The following is a 14786-nucleotide window of genomic DNA, read 5'->3' on the forward strand; positions in this document are numbered from 1 at the left end:
AGTGTATGAAGAACGTCTCGAGGATGACGCTGACTATCCGTCCGTATGCGGAGGCGCGAATGCTGTCACACCGTGTGCGGACGGCATGCCAAACAGCCGATGCCAGGATGTTCAGCTAAAGGTCGGCCACTCGGGATCCGCTGTCAACCGATGCGGACATCGGTCAAGTCCGTGCCCTGCTTTCCGCCGCTTACTCGGCGGAAGTGAGCAAGCCGGGAAAATCCCGGGGACGAAGCGCGATACTCGCCAGCGTGTGCTGGTCGAGCTCGCCAAGGAAGGCTTTTAGGGCATTGCGCAGCACGCGCTGCAGCTTGCAGCGTTGAGTAATGACGCACTGATTGCTGGTTCCAAAACATTCGACAAGCGTGAAGTCCGGCTCCGTCGCGCGCACGACATCACCCAATACGATATCGCCCGCGGGCTTGCCGAGCCGGACCCCTCCCGAGCGTCCGCGCACGGGTTCGAGGTAACCGCTGCGCGTCAGGGCGTTCACGACCTTCATCAGATGCGTGCGTGAAATGCCATACGCGCGGGCCATCTCCTCGATTGTTACAACGCGCCCTTCGGCGGCGTGCGTGAACATCAGCACGCGAAGCGCGTAATCCGAGAAGCGAGTCAGCTGCATATCGAGGCCTCACCAATTGTTGATGTCCCTTGATAGCATCTTTTGTTGACGCGCGATTGTTAAAAGATGCATCTGAAGTACATCTTAAATAATTATCCATTGGGAGATAAGCAATGTTGAGATTCTTGATCATAGGAACCGCCGTTGCGCTGGCGGGAATCGCGCCAGCTTACGCTGACACAACCGCATCCAGCAAAGAGACAACGCCTGCTTACGCGCCTAACAAGACCTCCGATCGCACGCCGGGCAACCCGGATCCGGATCGCGCTCCTGGCGCCTCCGCTACGGGTGCTGTCGGAACGGAGATCGCAAAGACGCCGGACGGCACATCCGACCGGACGCCCAGCAATCACTACAAGCCGCATGCTTTCTAAACCGCCGCGCGTGAACGCTGCACACTGCCTCTCCGCAGCGTTCATTCCGCCGACACTCGGCACAGCCAAAAAGACGAGACGCCAATGTCCAAACAACCAGACATCCGAGCCCTTGGCGTGCCAGCCGGCGTGGACGACGAGATGATCGGCAAGCTCGTCACTGAATTCTACGGCAGCGTGCAGCGCGACACCTTCATTGGTCCAGTATTCGCAGCAAGAGTGGCCGATTGGGAGCCGCACCTGAATAAGATGCGCGATTTCTGGTCCTCCATCACGCTGATGAGCGGTCGCTATAAGGGTAAACCGATCCCAATCCATTCAGCCTTACCCGACATTAGCGAGGCACATTTCTCCCGCTGGCTCGACCTGTTTCGTGAAGCTGCCGGCAAGGTTTGCCCTCCGTCTGCCGCCGCGCTTTTCATTGATCGCGCCGAGCGAATTGCGGAATCTCTGAAGCTCGGCATCGCCTTCCATCGAGATGTCAATCGTTCGCTTACCGATGCTCCCAACCCAACCGCGGATTCCGAGCGCCACAGGAAAACCTGCCTTATGGAGAAAGCGCTGTGACCTACAATCAAGCCCTGAAGTCGAGCGTCGTTGCGGCTCTCGCCGCCGTGGTATTCGCGGGTTCCTCGCCAGCGGACGCCACCGAACGCTTCGTCGCGAAGCTCACGCCGCTCAACAGCGAGAAGCTCGGCACATCCGCGAGCGGCACCGCGACCTTTGAGATTATTGACGGCAAACTGAAGACGACGATCGATCTGCACGGCCTACCGCCCGGCATGGCGCACCTGCAGCATTTCCATGGTTTCGGCGATGACAGGAACGCGACATGCGCGACGTTGCAGCAAGATACCAATGGCGACGGCTACATCGATTTGCTCGAGACCGAGCCCGTCTCCGGCGTGACGATGCTCCCATTCCATGCTCACCCCGCAACCCTGGAAATTCCCAGCGACACGTATCCTGTCGCGGACAGCAGCGGGAAATCGCACTACGAGCATGTGGACGACGTGGCCCAGCTCGAACACGCACTGCATGAGAAGTTCCACGCCGGCGGGCTGAAACTCGCCGAGCGCGTCATCATTGTCCACACCGTGCCAAGCGATACGAAGCTTCCTGACGGCGCGAAGTCTCTTCCCGGAGTACCGGCTCAGGTCACCATTCCACTCGCCTGCGGTAAGATCGAGGCCGTGAAGTAGCTCTACGAGGTGTGCCATCGATGACATACGTCGTTACCGAGAACTGCATCAAGTGCAAGTACACAGACTGCGTGGAAGTGTGTCCTGTCGACTGCTTCTACGAGGGAGCGAACATGCTTGTCATTCATCCCGATGAGTGCATCGATTGCGGCGTGTGCGCGCCCGAATGCCCGGCCAACGCGATCTTTTCGGATGCCGAGCCGCAAGCAACCGAAGCCTGGCTCTCTCTCAATCGGCAGTACTCGGACGTGTGGCCGAACATCATAGCAAAAAAGCCTCCGCCACCTAATGCTGATGACCAAAACGGCCGCTCCGGAAAGCTCGCCGAACTGTCGCCTGAGCCGGCACCCGAAACGGTTGGATGATGCATCGGCGATTGTTGTTGCCGCGCGGAACGTACCGCTCAACAGCGTACTGTTTATTGAATGGTTATGGCTGCATTCTCAATGCGGGCGTGCATCCGGGCCGGGCTCACTCATCGGCTCGAAGCGCTCCGGAAAGATCAGGCGCGGTTATCAAAAGCCGTCGAACTGGCGGATCGCATCGCGAGGGTAAAAATCGCCCCTGCTTCTTCCACACCAACGCCGGTGTCGAAATAGAGCCATGACAGGAAAGAAGAGCATGACGGACTGGCTGATCTGGCCTCGCGACCGGATCGCGCCGCTCGCCGTTATGATGTTATCCGTGTCGGAGTGCTCCCTGCGACGGCCGAGGCGACGCCGGAGTCTCCTGCAAGCACCTTCTGATGCGTGGGGGGGCGCCGGGCCCCGTCCATTGTGTCCGGCTGAGCCACGGATTTGCTTTCTCAGACTTCTTCTAATGCGTGTTAGCAAACCTCTTAGTCGGTCGAAGGCTGAGAGTTCCGCGGGACACTCCAAGACATTGCACGAGGATGGTTCACACAGCGTCGAAAAGAGAAAAAAGATACCGATGTTAAGGCGGTCGATCCCACCGACGTTAGAAAGGTGGGCTATAGGGTGGACCGTCACCGCTTAATTTTTACTAAGCAGATGATCTTATTGATTTTTTTTTAATTGGTTGGTGCCCCAGGAGGGATTCGAACCCCCACACCCGATGGATAGCAGATTTTGAGTCTACCGCGTCTACCGTTCCGCCACTGAGGCAAGCGCCCGGATGGACCGAGCTAAGCGGCGACATATAACGGCCCAGGCGGCGGCGTCAACGCGCGAAGATATTATTTGAGGGTATGAGTGACGCGGCCTGTCGCGTGGTGGTGCGCCACGACCTGGATATGGTCGCCGATCTTGATGCCGCGCGACTTATAGGCGAGCACCCGGACGAGCTGTCCAGCGTCGAGCTTGACGATGACGTTTTCGCCATCGGCCGAGTTCTGCTTGGAGACCAAGGGCTCGATGTCGGTTACGGTTCCCTGGACATCGGTGTTCGAGACCGCGAGATCGAGCGTTTCGTAGCCGAATGCCAGTCCTATTGCCCCGACGACCGCGAGGGCGATTCCGAGCTTTTTCGCGCGGTCGATCCAGAGTGCTCTTTCGAGCCGCTTTCGAGTTTCTTCGCGCAAAGGCCGCCCTCCCCTAATCGCGCTGCCTGTACCAGACCTGTCCCCAGGGTGTCATCAGTTCCGTGATGGTTATGGGGCCTCCGACCGGAATGTTCAGCGGGATTTTAGCAGAGACAGTGATCAAGCTGCCATCGGCAAGGCGCGCGGTGTAGTGCGGGGGCGTCGGAGGATACCATTTCGGCAGGGGATTCCCGAAATCGACGGCCGTAACGGTGCCGACGACGGTTCCCCGCGGACGCGAGAAGATATCGCGGGCGACACCCCAGGCGATGCCCGCCGCAACCAGCAGAAGGAATAAAACGACCCAAATTTTCATCGGCCGAGCGTAACGAGATCCAGCCGACGCATGCAAGCTATCGTCAGGCTGCCTCTTGTCGTCAGGCTGCCTTGGCGTAGCGGTCCACGAGCTTCACGATGTCGGCCATGATGTCGTTCAGCTGGAAGTCTTTGGGCGTGTAGACGGCCGCGACCCCGAAGGCTTTCAACGTCTTGGCGTCCTCCGGCGGGATGATGCCGCCAACGACGACGGGAACGTCATCGAGCCCTTCCTTGCGCATCCGCTCCATGACGTCCTTCACGAGCGGCACGTGAGAGCCCGACAGGATCGACAGGCCCACGACGTGGACGCCTTCATCGACGGCTGCACGTACGATCTGGCCGGGCGTCAGGCGGATGCCTTCATAGACGACCTCCATACCGGCATCGCGAGCGCGGACGGCGATCTGCTCGGCGCCATTGGAATGGCCGTCGAGGCCGGGCTTGCCGACGAGGAACTTGATACGCCGGCCGAGGCGGTCGGACACTTCGTTGACGCTGGCGCGTACGGCCTCCAGCTGTGTGCTGTCGCGGGCGACGGCCGCCTGGGCGACGCCGGTCGGCGCGCGATACTCGCCGAAGATTTTGCGCAGCGCCGTGCCCCATTCGCCGGTCGTGACACCGGCTTTGGCGGCCTCGATCGAGCTATCCATGATGTTCCGGCCTTCTTTCGCGGCGCGCTCGACTTCGGTGAGGGCTGCGGCGGCCTTTTTGGAGTCGCGGCTTTCGCGCCATGCCTTCAGTCTGCCGATCTGCTCGGCTTCCATCGCCGGATCAACGACCATGATAGCGTCGGTGCCGCCCGACAGCGGTGAAGGCTCGGTCTCGGTGAATTTGTTGACGCCGACGACGATAAGATCGCCGCTCTCGATGTCGGACAGTCTCGCCGTGTTGCTTTCGACGAGGCGGCGCTTCATGTAGTCGATCGAAGCGATGGCGCCGCCCATTTTCTCGATGGTGGCGAGTTCGGCCTTGGCTTCTTCCTTCAATGCCGCGACCTTTTTTGCGACCTCGGCGGAGCCGTCGAAGATATCGCCGTACTCGAGCAGGTCCGTCTCGTAGGCGACGATCTGCTGCATGCGGAGCGACCACTGCTGATCCCACGGCCGCGGAAGGCCGAGCGCCTCGTTCCAGGCCGGCAACTGCACGGCGCGGGCGCGCGCATTTTTCGACAGCGTCACGGCCAGCATTTCAATGAGAATGCGATAGACGTTATTTTCAGCTTGCGGCTCGGTCAGGCCGAGCGAGTTGACCTGCACGCCGTAGCGGAACATCCGATGCTTCGCGTCCGTCACGCCGTAGCGCTCGCGCGTGATCTCGTCCCAAAGCTCGCCGAATGCGCGCATTTTGCACAATTCGGTGACGAAACGCATGCCCGCGTTGACGAAAAAGGAAATGCGGCCGACGACGTTGCCGAACTCTTCCGGCGGTACTTCGCCCGAGGCTTTCACGGTGTCGAGAACGGCAATGGACGTTGCAAGCGCGTATGCAAGTTCCTGAACCGGCGTCGCGCCCGCTTCCTGCAAATGATAGGAGCAGACGTTCGTCGGGTTCCACTTCGGGACGTTCCTGGTCGAAAAGACGATCGTGTCCTTGATCAGGCGGAGCGACGGCTCGGGCGGGAACACGTAGGTGCCGCGCGACAGATATTCCTTGATGATGTCGTTCTGAATGGTGCCGGTGAGCTTGTCGCGTGAAGCGCCCGTCTGATCGGCGACGGCAATATAGAGCGAGAGGAGCCAAGCGGCCGTCGCGTTGATCGTCATCGACGTGTTCATCTGGTCGAGCGGAATGCCGTCGAGCAGGGTGAGCATATCGCCGATGTGGGAAACCGGGACGCCGACCTTTCCGACCTCGCCACGGGCAAGCTCGTGATCTGAATCGTAACCCGTCTGGGTCGGCAGATCGAAGGCGATCGAGAGGCCGGTCTGCCCCTTCGAGAGGTTCTTCTTATAGAGTTCGTTCGATTTTTCCGCCGTCGAGTGGCCGGCGTAGGTGCGGATCAGCCAGGGCTTGTCGCGCGGGGTTTTTGCCGCTTTGGTTTTCGCGTGGAGAGTCTTGGTGTCCGACATCGAAAGGGCGCCCCTAGGCTCGGTTCAAATTGTGTTGGCGGAAGGATTTACCGTAGCCGAAGCCCGTGAAAAGGCAAAACCGGCAGTTCGCCGCGCTTTGGCGCAGCGAGGCTGGGGAGGGGCTCGGCAGACCTGTGGTTGGCTAGCGCCGCAAGCGGGGGGCCCGGCTCGGGATCGAAACGGGTTTGATCCGGCTGACGCGATGTTCGTTGAGGAGGGTCAGAAGCCACTTGCTCAGCAGGATGACGAGGAGCATCGCGAGAATGCCCAATGCTGTCGCAGTGACGACGTTGGCGTTCTTATCGTATGAAAGCGCGATCATTTGCCGGTTGAAAAAAGCCGGGCCTAGGAAGCCGCCGATCATCAGCAAAGGGGCCGAGAGCAAGGCTAGTCCGGAGGAGCCCACGATTTCGCGGATGAACCCGGCGACGATCGCGACAAATATGAGCGTCGTGTAGATGGTGAAGGAGTCGGTATTCTTGATCTGCCATAACAGGTCTTGCATTTACCGCGCTCCAACCGGCCCAAATCGGGCAAAACGAAGCGGTGACGATAACCGTCTCTCGTTAAAGAGGAATTGAGCTGGAATTAACGGGGGACTAACCCTCTTCATTGCAGCGCAAAAACGTGCTTCATACTGCGGTCCCCAAGCGAAGTTGGGGCGTAAACGCGAAGAAGATGAGCCATAACGGCCCTCGTCGCGGGGAAATGGTCGGGAGACGCAACACCAATGTCGAGCCAGAACTTGGCAGCAAAAAGCGACGTGGCCGATGCTCAGTCGGCAACGGCCGGTATTAAGAAAGACCTCTACGAGATCGGGGAAATCCCGCCGCTCGGGCACGTTCCGAAGAACATGTATGCATGGACCATCCGCAAGGAGCGCGAGGGTCTGCCGGAAACGGCGATGCAGGTCGAAGTCGTTCCGACGTGGGAACTAGACAGCCACGACGTGCTCGTCCTCGTGATGGCGGCCGGCGTCAACTACAACGGCGTCTGGGCCTCTCTCGGCACCCCCGTTTCGATGTTCAACGTCCACAAGAATCCCTATCACATTGCAGGGTCGGACGCGTCCGGCATCGTTTGGGCCGTCGGCTCAAAGGTGAAGCGCTGGAAAGTCGGCGACGAGGTCGTCATCCATTGCAACCAGGACGACGGCGACGACGAGGAATGCAACGGCGGCGACCCGATGTTCTCGCCTTCGCAGCGGATCTGGGGTTACGAGACGCCGGATGGCTCGTTCGCGCAGTTCTGCCGCGTCCAGGACCGGCAGCTTCTCGAGCGGCCGAAGCATCTGACCTGGGAAGAGAGCGCCTGCTATACGCTGACGCTCGCAACAGCCTACCGCATGCTCTTCGGCCATCGCCCGCACGTGCTTAGGCCCGGCCATAACGTGCTCGTGTGGGGTGCAGCCGGCGGCCTCGGAGCCTTCGCGGTCCAGCTCTGCGCGACCTCTGGCGCCAACGCGATCGGCGTCGTGTCGGAGGACGACAAGTTCGACTTCGTTCGCCAGCTCGGCGCCAAGGGTGTGATCAATCGCAAGAAGTTCAAGTGTTGGGGACAGCTGCCGAAGGTGAACTCGCCCGAGTATCACGAGTGGCTGAAGGAGATGCGCAAGTTCGGCGCAGCGATCTGGGAGACGACGGGCAAGGGCGTCAACGTTGACTGTGTCTTTGAACACCCGGGTGAGACGACCATTCCGGTTTCCGTGCAGGTCGTGAAGCGCGGCGGCATGGTTGTCATTTGCGCCGGCACGACCGGCTACAACCTGACGATGGACGCGCGTTACCTCTGGATGCACCAGAAGCGCGTGCAGGGTTCGCACTTTGCCAACCTCGCCCAGGCGTCGCAGGCCAACAAGCTTGTCGTCGAGCGCCGCATCGATCCGTGCATGTCGGAAGTGTTCTCGTGGGAGCAGATTCCGAAGGCGCACATGCGGATGTACCGGAACGAGCACAAGCCGGGCAACATGGCGGTGCTGGTATCGGCTCCAACGACGGGGCTCCGGACTCTCGAAGACGTCATTGAAGCTGGGCCGAAGCCGCAATGAATCGTTTCGTCCTCCTTCGCCGGTCAAAGGCGAGGGAGGACGACATTGTCTCCCATAACATTCGTGTCTTTCAGGGCGCCGTGCTTTACGTGCCGCCCATCGTGCTGAGGCGAAGCGCCTCGCGCTCTGCCGCCTCGCGGCGCATGCGTTTCATTTCCAAGATGCCGCGATTGAATTCAGCGCCGAGAAGAATGGTTATCGCGGTGAACTGGAAGAAGATCAGCGCGATCATCAGCTGCGAGAGGCCGGCGTAAAACAGCGAATAGTTGCTGATTTTGATGTAGTAGGACCAGAGTCCGGCGAGCGCGAGCCAGAGAGCGATCGTCAGCAGTATGCCCGGCAATACATCCATGACGCGCCGCTTCCCTGCTACCAGCCACAGATGGAGCGCTAGGAGCTGAGCCGCCATCACGGCGCCGGCGACGCAGTAGCGAATGCCGGGTCCAAAGCTGATCGAGTCGATAAGCGTTCTCACCCATCCGGCGGAAAAGTCTTCGACGATGGCCGGTCCGAAGATGCTTGGGCCCACCACGATGACCCAGGTGATCACGAGCGTCGATATCGCGTTGACGAAGACGAATAGCATGCTGATTAGCAGGCAGAGCGCGTAGGGGCGCTTCTCGCGGACGCGGTAGGCGCCATTCAAAGCCGTGCGCAGTGTTTCGACGGCGCTCGTCGCGAAGAAGAGGGCCAGAAACGCGGAGGCCGTCAGAAGGTCGATCCGCTGCGATCCCATGACCGCTTCGATCTGTGGGGCGATGCCTTTGGCAACCGGCTCCGGCAGGATGGCAAACAATTGATTGATCGCGTCCTGCGCGAGTTCGCGGCCTCCAAAAATACCGGAGAGGGCGCCGAGAAAGATGCAGAAGGGGAAGATTGAAACGACGAACGAAAACGCGATCGCACCGGCCATCGCGAAGCCCGAATGCTCGTAAACCCGATAGAGAGCTTCGAACAATCTTCGCATGCGCTTCATGAGTGGCCTTCTCTCCCCAGGCTTTTCAGGCTTTTTAAGTTTTGTGGCGGGGAACCTAGTGTTTCAGCGCTCCTAGGTCCACTCCGGACCTCACCGCTCCGGCCGAGGGCGGCAATTTGCACGCAGGTCCGCTCTCATTCATAGATCTAGTAAACGGCCGGAACTTTGTTGAGTTCGCTGTCGTTCCCGGCGGCTGCCGCGGGCGATATTCGCGCAAATAGGTCGCGGAGCGTTTGTTCGGGACCGGGACCAGTTGACTAATCCTTCCCGACCGGCGAATTGGTCGCGGAGCACCGCAAGGGTAGGCAAAATACCTTCCCCATGCCTTGGTCTCATGCCTTGGCATTCCTCAGGAGAAACGCATGTCCGTCACGCCGATGAAGGCTGGAGCTAGCATCCTTGCTGGAGGAGCCGCGAAGCTCATCGAGCGGTGCGGGGAGGCCGTCGGCGGCGCGGATAAGATTCTGCAGGCCGCCAAGGCCGGGGTCCGGATCAAGATTCAGGAAGCGGGCGGCATCGACGAAGCGCAGCACGCGGCGCACGGGCTCGCGTGGCTGGCGACGACCGTCGAGGGTCTTCGCCAGATGCACGACTGGGCGGCCCGCCTAGAAGGAGAATGGCGCTTCGGCGAATTCGAGCAGCTGTTGCTCTTCGCGGCCTTCGGCGAATACGCCGCGCAATTGGCAAGCGGCATCCCTATGAGCCAGCTCGAAATCATACGGCCCGAGGCGCTGGGCGTGCCGAAAGCCGATCTTCGCCGTTTCGAGGATTCCGTTGCCGACCTGGTTGCCGAAGGCGGTTCGGAAACGGTCAAGGCGCGTCTTGGAGAGCTGATAGCAGCACAGCCCGACGCGATGACGTTCGGCGACACGGGTCTCGACGAGACGCACGCGCAGATCCAGGATCTGATGCGCCGTTTCTGTCTCGACGAAGTTTATCCGCACGCCCACGAATGGCATCTCAAGAACGAATACATTCCGCTCGAAGTCATCGCGAAGCTCGCCGAGCTCGGCGTCTTCGGTTTGTCGCTTCCGGAAGAGTACGGCGGCATGGCGCTGGGCAAGGAATCGATGTGCGTCGCGTCGGAAGAGCTGTCGCGCGGTTACATCGGCGTCGGTTCGCTCGGCACGCGCGCAGAGATCGCGGGCGAGCTAATCCTCCACAACGGCACGCCAGAGCAGAAGGAAAAGTATCTCCCCAAGATCGCCTCGGGCGAGTTGCTGCCGACGGCGGTTTTCACCGAGCCGAATACCGGCTCCGATCTCGCGTCGCTCAAGACGCGGGCGGTGAAGGACGGCGATGTCTATAAGATCACCGGGCAGAAGACGTGGATCACGCATCCGGTCCGCGCCGACGTCATGACGGTTCTGACGCGCACCAATCCGAACGAGCCCGGCTACAAGGGTCTCTCGATGTTCCTCGCCGAGAAGCCGCGCGGAACCGATGCCGATCCATTTCCGGCCAAAGGCATGACGGGCGGCGAGATCGAAGTTCTCGGCTACCGCGGCATGAAGGAATTCGACATTTCCTTCGATAACTTCGAAGTGCCGGCCGAAAGCCTGCTCGGCGGCGTCGAGGGGCAAGGGTTCAAGCAGTTGATGATTACCTTCGAGGGTGCGCGCATCCAGACGGCTGCGCGCGCTGTCGGCGTCGCTCAATGCGCGATGGACCTCGGCCTCAAGTATGCGCTCGACCGCGTGCAGTTCGGCAAGCCGATCTATTCGTTCCCGCGGGTCCGGAACAAGGTCGTCATGATGGCCGTCGAGACGATGATCGCCCGGCAGCTCACGTATTTTTCGGCGCGGCAGAAGGATGCCGGCCGGCGCTGCGATCTCGAAGCGGGTATGGCGAAACTGCTCGGCGCGCGCGTCGCCTGGGCGAACGCCGACAACGCTCTGCAGATCCACGGCGGCAACGGTTTCGCGCTCGAATACCCGATCAGCCGCGTGCTCTGCGATTCCCGCATCTTGAATATCTTCGAGGGCGCTGCTGAAATTCAGGCGCAGGTGATTACACGGCGTCTGCTCGAAGGCGCCAACTAGAACCCTAAGGGGGGAACGCTCATGCGGTTCATGCAGGCGATCGTTGTCGGCGCGCTCGCCTTGGCGATGAGCGGGCCCGTTCTCGCCGAAGACGATGAGGACGGTCCGCTCGCTGCGAGCTGGGTCGTGACTGAACTCGGCGGCAAACCTGTCGACGGTCTGACGCTCGATTACACAACGGACAAGGTTTCCGGCACCGGCGGGTGCAACCGCTTCAGCGGCCCCATTTCCATCGAGGACGATGCGATCCAGATTGGGCCGTTGGCTGCGACGAAGATGATGTGCGAAGGCAAATCCGAGATCGAAACGCAATACTTCACGGCGCTTGAAGCGGCGCGCTCCTTCGTCGTCGAAGGTGATATGCTGACACTGAAGGCCGACGACGGGCACGTGCTCGTGAAGTTCAAGAAATAGTGCGAGCGGGCGGCTGTCGCCGCAACACCGGAGCCCAATGGCGCGCTCTATTCTCATCACCGGATGCTCTTCCGGTATCGGCCTCGACGCGGCGCGGACGATGCGCGAGCGCGGCTGGCGCGTGATCGCAACGGCTCGCAAATCCGAAGACCTCGCCCGGTTGAAGAATTTCCTCGGCGTCGAAGTTCTGCCTCTCGAACTCGCGGATTCCCAGTCGATTGCGACGTGCGCCATCAGCGCGCTGGAGATGACGCGGGGCAAGCTCGACGCGCTTTTCAACAATGCGGCGTACGCTCAGCCAGGCGCGATCGAGGATCTGACGCCGAAGCTTCTGCGTGAGCAATTCGAGGTCAACGTGATCGGCACGCACGATTTGACCCGCCGCCTTATCCCGGCGATGCGCAAGAACGGTGCGGGCCGTATCGTCAATTGCTCATCCGTGCTCGGCATGGTCGTCGCTCCCTATCGCGGCGCCTACTGCGCATCGAAATTCGCGCTTGAAGCGTTGACGGCGTCGTTACGGCTGGAGCTCGAAGGTTCGGGGATTTCGGTTTCACTTATCGAGCCGGGGCCGATCCGTTCGCGGTTCGTGGAACATGCGCTCGCGCGGCTGCTCGCAACCGTCGATATCGAGAACTCGCCCCATCGCGACGTTTACCAGGCGCGTATCGATGCCATGAAGGCGGGCGGAAAGATGACTTTCAAGCTCGAGCCCGAGGCGGTGACCAAGCGGCTTATTCACGCCGTCGAAAGTGCGCGGCCGCAGCGGCACTATTACGTCACGACGCCGACGTATCTCGCCGCCGCCATGCGCCGGCTGCTGCCGCAGTTCGCAATCGATTATTTTACGCGGAATTCCTGACGACTGCCGGCTATGTGGGCTGCGAGCTTCGATCGCCAGACGGCGAGCTTTTCGTCGAGCGTTTTCGTGTAGAGCGGGCTCGACGACGGCAGTTCGATCAAATCGAAATCGCCTTGCGCGACGATGCCGGGTTTGAGGACGAAGCGGCGGAATAAATCGCGGGCCTTCTGTCCATTGAAAGCAATCGCCTCAATCCCCGGGTTGGCTGCGAAGTAGTTGGCGAATGCGTTCGCTGTCGGATTGCGTATTGCGGCATCCGCGCTGCCGATGCGCTCGGCGCCTTCGAGAACATCCCAAATCGCCCATCGATTGATTTCCAAGAGCACGAGGCGGTCCTCATACAGGGGAGGCAGAGGCTTATTGGAAAGGGCGGCGATGAGCGGSCAAAAATGATTTCTCGGATGTCCGTAGTACCGCTGCAGGCGGAGGGATTCTTCTCCGGGAAGCGTGCCGAGGATCAGCAAGCGCGCGCCTGCCGGGCTCAGCGGAGGAAAGCTGTATTTGATGATCGGACCGCTTTCGATCGTCGGCGCTTTTCTTCGCTCGGCAGCCATTACCCCTCACGCTCGATGGTAGGGATGTCCGGAAAGGATCGTCGCGGCGCGGTAAAGCTGCTCCACGAGGACGACGCGTGCAAGGCCGTGCGGCAGGGTCAGGGAGCCGAGGGAGAGCTTTACGGCCGCAGCGGCTAGTGCTCCATCGCCGTGGCCGTCCGGTCCTCCGATGAGGAAGTTGCACGTCTTCGCGCCGCCATCGCGTGTCTCGCGGATGAGGGCTGCAAAGGCTTCGCTGGTGAAAGAGCGTCCCAACGGGTCGAGCGCGATTGTGAGGTCGCCCGGGCCGATCTCCCGCAGGAGGCGGGCCGCTTCATCGCGCTTGCGCTCGTCGACGCCAGCCGCGCGGCTTTCCGAGAATTCACGGATTTCGATGGGGCCCAGGCCGAGCGATTTGCCCGTGCCGTTGAGGCGTTTGGCATAGCGCTCGACGATGGCGCGTTCCTCGGCGTCCTTCAGTTTCCCGATCGCCGAGATCGCGATGCGCATCAATCAACCGCCTCGCGGCCGAAGGTGTTCGGCCGCGTCTGTTTCAGGTGGTGCAATTCCGCGCAATCAGTGCTGCGAGGAGTCGCCGCGCGATGCGTCCGGCGGGATCTCCGCCTGCCACATCTTTTCGAGGTTATAGAATTCGCGCACCTCGGGCCGGAAGACGTGGACGATCACGTCGCCCGTGTCGATCAGGACCCAGTCGCAGGCGCCCAAGCCTTCTACTCTGACGCGGGCTTCGCCGCGCGCCTTGAGCTTTTCCCGCAGCTGTTCGGCGATGGCGCCCACGTGCCGGTCATTACGGCCCGATGCGACGACCATGAAATCGCCCAATGCGGATTTGCCTTTGAGGGGGAGGGACACGATCTCCTCTGCCTTTGCGTCGTCAAGCCAACGGACGACATCATCGAGCAGGGCGGCCGAGTCCGGCGCCGGAGCGGCGGACGAGGCGGATGAGGTGCTCTTACGAGCGGCCTCGGTTGTGGTTCGAATCAAGCGGCGAACGTCCTTTGCTGGTTGGTCCCGCATGTCCGGACTATCCGGAGCAGGCCCGATATTAATGGGCGTCGCGACGGGCCGCAATCGGAAACGGGGAAGTCATGGAAGTGTCATATAAGTCAAAGGTTTAACTATTTGGCTCCGAGCTCGGCGGGGTTCGCCGTGCGCAAAGCGGTCGAGGAAAGCCCGGAAAGCCGGATGGTCAGCAGCATCCAGGCAGGGGGATGCCGGTCGGCCAGGGTCGCTGCTTCGGATTCCGGCACGCGATAGCGCTCGAGCGCCCGGGCGGCGGGTGAGGATAGGGCGGCGTGGCGCCAGTTCGGCCGATCGACGATTGCTATCGGCATGATCTCTGCGATGTGGCGCCAGTGCTGCCAGCGGTCGAAATAGGCGAGATTGTCGGCGCCCATAATCCAGACGAAACGCACGGCGGGGTAGCGCCGCTTCAGAAACGATAGTGTCCCGGCGGTGTAGCGGGTACCGAGTTCGCGCTCGAAGCCCGTAATCTTCATTTTCGGTCCGTGGGCGAATTTGCGGACAAGGCCCATGCGGTCGGCGAGCGGGGAAAGTCCGTTGGGCGATTTCAGAGGGTTGCCCGGCGTTATGAGCCACCAGACCTGATCGAGCTTCAGCCGCTTCATGGCCGCTTCGGCGGCGATGCGGTGACCGTCATGGGGAGGGTTGAACGTACCCCCCATTACGCCAATGCGTTGCCCCGGAAGACAGAAAGGGGTGTTGACGCGAAGGGAGCCGAAGCTTTGCAGCGGTATCTTTCG

The 14786-nt window shown here is 61.0% G+C and carries 18 protein-coding genes and 1 tRNA gene; 8 read left to right on the forward strand and 11 right to left on the reverse strand.

What is annotated here, in order from left to right:
* Window positions 1-190: 190 nt before the first annotated feature.
* Window positions 191-625 (reverse strand): Rrf2 family transcriptional regulator, encoded by a 435-nt coding sequence (locus AC1DK3_RS09140; RefSeq protein ID WP_477191908.1) that lies wholly within the window; start codon window positions 623-625, stop codon window positions 191-193.
* A gap of 113 nt (window positions 626-738) precedes the next feature.
* On the opposite strand from AC1DK3_RS09140, the gene AC1DK3_RS09145 reads away from it, so the two are divergent.
* From AC1DK3_RS09145 to fdxA, 4 genes are all read left to right on the forward strand, one after another.
* Window positions 739-999: a hypothetical protein gene (locus tag AC1DK3_RS09145; RefSeq protein ID WP_477191909.1), complete on the forward strand. Its 261-nt coding sequence runs from the start codon at window positions 739-741 to the stop codon at window positions 997-999.
* A gap of 141 nt (window positions 1000-1140) precedes the next feature.
* The gene (locus AC1DK3_RS09150) at window positions 1141-1566 is read left to right on the forward strand and encodes a group III truncated hemoglobin (RefSeq protein ID WP_477191910.1); all 426 of its coding nucleotides are present in this window, start codon (window positions 1141-1143) and stop codon (window positions 1564-1566) included.
* Window positions 1563-2201 (forward strand): hypothetical protein, encoded by a 639-nt coding sequence (locus AC1DK3_RS09155; protein ID WP_477191911.1) that lies wholly within the window; start codon window positions 1563-1565, stop codon window positions 2199-2201. Before AC1DK3_RS09150 ends, AC1DK3_RS09155 begins: the two co-directional genes overlap by 4 nt.
* Window positions 2202-2221: 20 nt before the next feature.
* A complete protein-coding gene (fdxA, locus tag AC1DK3_RS09160) occupies window positions 2222-2566 on the forward strand; it encodes a ferredoxin FdxA (RefSeq protein ID WP_477191912.1) in 345 nt (114 codons plus the stop codon).
* Window positions 2567-3240: 674 nt separating this feature from the next.
* Here fdxA and AC1DK3_RS09165 read toward each other — a convergent pair.
* The 5 genes from AC1DK3_RS09165 to AC1DK3_RS09185 all read right to left on the reverse strand — a co-directional run bounded on the left by AC1DK3_RS09165 (window position 3241) and on the right by AC1DK3_RS09185 (window position 6633).
* Window positions 3241-3325: transfer RNA gene (locus AC1DK3_RS09165), tRNA-Leu, on the reverse strand.
* 71 nt (window positions 3326-3396) lie between these two features.
* Window positions 3397-3741 (reverse strand): hypothetical protein, encoded by a 345-nt coding sequence (locus tag AC1DK3_RS09170; RefSeq protein WP_339081347.1) that lies wholly within the window; start codon window positions 3739-3741, stop codon window positions 3397-3399.
* Between the two features lie 13 nt (window positions 3742-3754).
* Window positions 3755-4057 (reverse strand): hypothetical protein, encoded by a 303-nt coding sequence (locus AC1DK3_RS09175; protein ID WP_477191913.1) that lies wholly within the window; start codon window positions 4055-4057, stop codon window positions 3755-3757.
* Window positions 4058-4118: 61 nt separating this feature from the next.
* Window positions 4119-6128, reverse strand: a complete 2010-nt coding sequence (locus AC1DK3_RS09180; protein ID WP_477191914.1) for a methylmalonyl-CoA mutase family protein — start codon at window positions 6126-6128, stop codon at window positions 4119-4121.
* 142 nt (window positions 6129-6270) lie between these two features.
* Complete coding sequence (locus tag AC1DK3_RS09185; RefSeq protein WP_477191915.1) at window positions 6271-6633, reverse strand: hypothetical protein; 363 nt, start codon at window positions 6631-6633, stop codon at window positions 6271-6273.
* Between the two features lie 225 nt (window positions 6634-6858).
* Here AC1DK3_RS09185 and ccrA point away from each other — a divergent pair, with 225 nt between their 5' ends.
* Window positions 6859-8175 (forward strand): crotonyl-CoA carboxylase/reductase, encoded by a 1317-nt coding sequence (gene ccrA / locus AC1DK3_RS09190; RefSeq protein WP_477191916.1) that lies wholly within the window; start codon window positions 6859-6861, stop codon window positions 8173-8175.
* Between the two features lie 85 nt (window positions 8176-8260).
* Here the strand turns inward: ccrA and AC1DK3_RS09195 are convergent, their stop codons facing one another.
* On the reverse strand, window positions 8261-9151 hold the full coding sequence (locus tag AC1DK3_RS09195) for a YihY/virulence factor BrkB family protein (RefSeq protein WP_477191917.1): 891 nt from the start codon (window positions 9149-9151) through the stop codon (window positions 8261-8263).
* A gap of 362 nt (window positions 9152-9513) precedes the next feature.
* Here AC1DK3_RS09195 and AC1DK3_RS09200 point away from each other — a divergent pair, with 362 nt between their 5' ends.
* The 3 genes from AC1DK3_RS09200 to AC1DK3_RS09210 are packed head-to-tail and all read left to right on the forward strand — an operon-like array spanning window position 9514 to window position 12469.
* The gene (locus tag AC1DK3_RS09200) at window positions 9514-11193 is read left to right on the forward strand and encodes an acyl-CoA dehydrogenase family protein (protein WP_477191918.1); all 1680 of its coding nucleotides are present in this window, start codon (window positions 9514-9516) and stop codon (window positions 11191-11193) included.
* Window positions 11194-11214: 21 nt separating this feature from the next.
* Window positions 11215-11607, forward strand: coding sequence for an META domain-containing protein (locus AC1DK3_RS09205; protein WP_477191919.1), 393 nt, complete (start codon window positions 11215-11217; stop codon window positions 11605-11607).
* Between the two features lie 37 nt (window positions 11608-11644).
* Window positions 11645-12469 (forward strand): SDR family NAD(P)-dependent oxidoreductase, encoded by an 825-nt coding sequence (locus AC1DK3_RS09210; protein ID WP_477191920.1) that lies wholly within the window; start codon window positions 11645-11647, stop codon window positions 12467-12469.
* On the opposite strand, the gene AC1DK3_RS09215 is transcribed toward AC1DK3_RS09210, so the two are convergent.
* From AC1DK3_RS09215 to AC1DK3_RS09230, 4 genes are all read right to left on the reverse strand, one after another.
* Window positions 12448-13023, reverse strand: coding sequence for a DNA-deoxyinosine glycosylase (locus AC1DK3_RS09215; protein ID WP_477191921.1), 576 nt, complete (start codon window positions 13021-13023; stop codon window positions 12448-12450). The genes AC1DK3_RS09210 and AC1DK3_RS09215 overlap by 22 nt on opposite strands.
* A gap of 6 nt (window positions 13024-13029) precedes the next feature.
* A complete protein-coding gene (gene rlmH, locus AC1DK3_RS09220; protein ID WP_477191922.1) occupies window positions 13030-13512 on the reverse strand; it encodes a 23S rRNA (pseudouridine(1915)-N(3))-methyltransferase RlmH in 483 nt (160 codons plus the stop codon).
* 66 nt (window positions 13513-13578) lie between these two features.
* Window positions 13579-14040, reverse strand: coding sequence for a ribosome silencing factor (gene rsfS, locus AC1DK3_RS09225; protein WP_092862712.1), 462 nt, complete (start codon window positions 14038-14040; stop codon window positions 13579-13581).
* A gap of 101 nt (window positions 14041-14141) precedes the next feature.
* Window positions 14142-14774: a nicotinate-nucleotide adenylyltransferase gene (locus AC1DK3_RS09230; protein WP_477192896.1), complete on the reverse strand. Its 633-nt coding sequence runs from the start codon at window positions 14772-14774 to the stop codon at window positions 14142-14144.
* Window positions 14775-14786 lie beyond the last annotated feature (12 nt).

The organism is Hyphomicrobium sp. 01T421 (genome assembly GCF_056398805.1).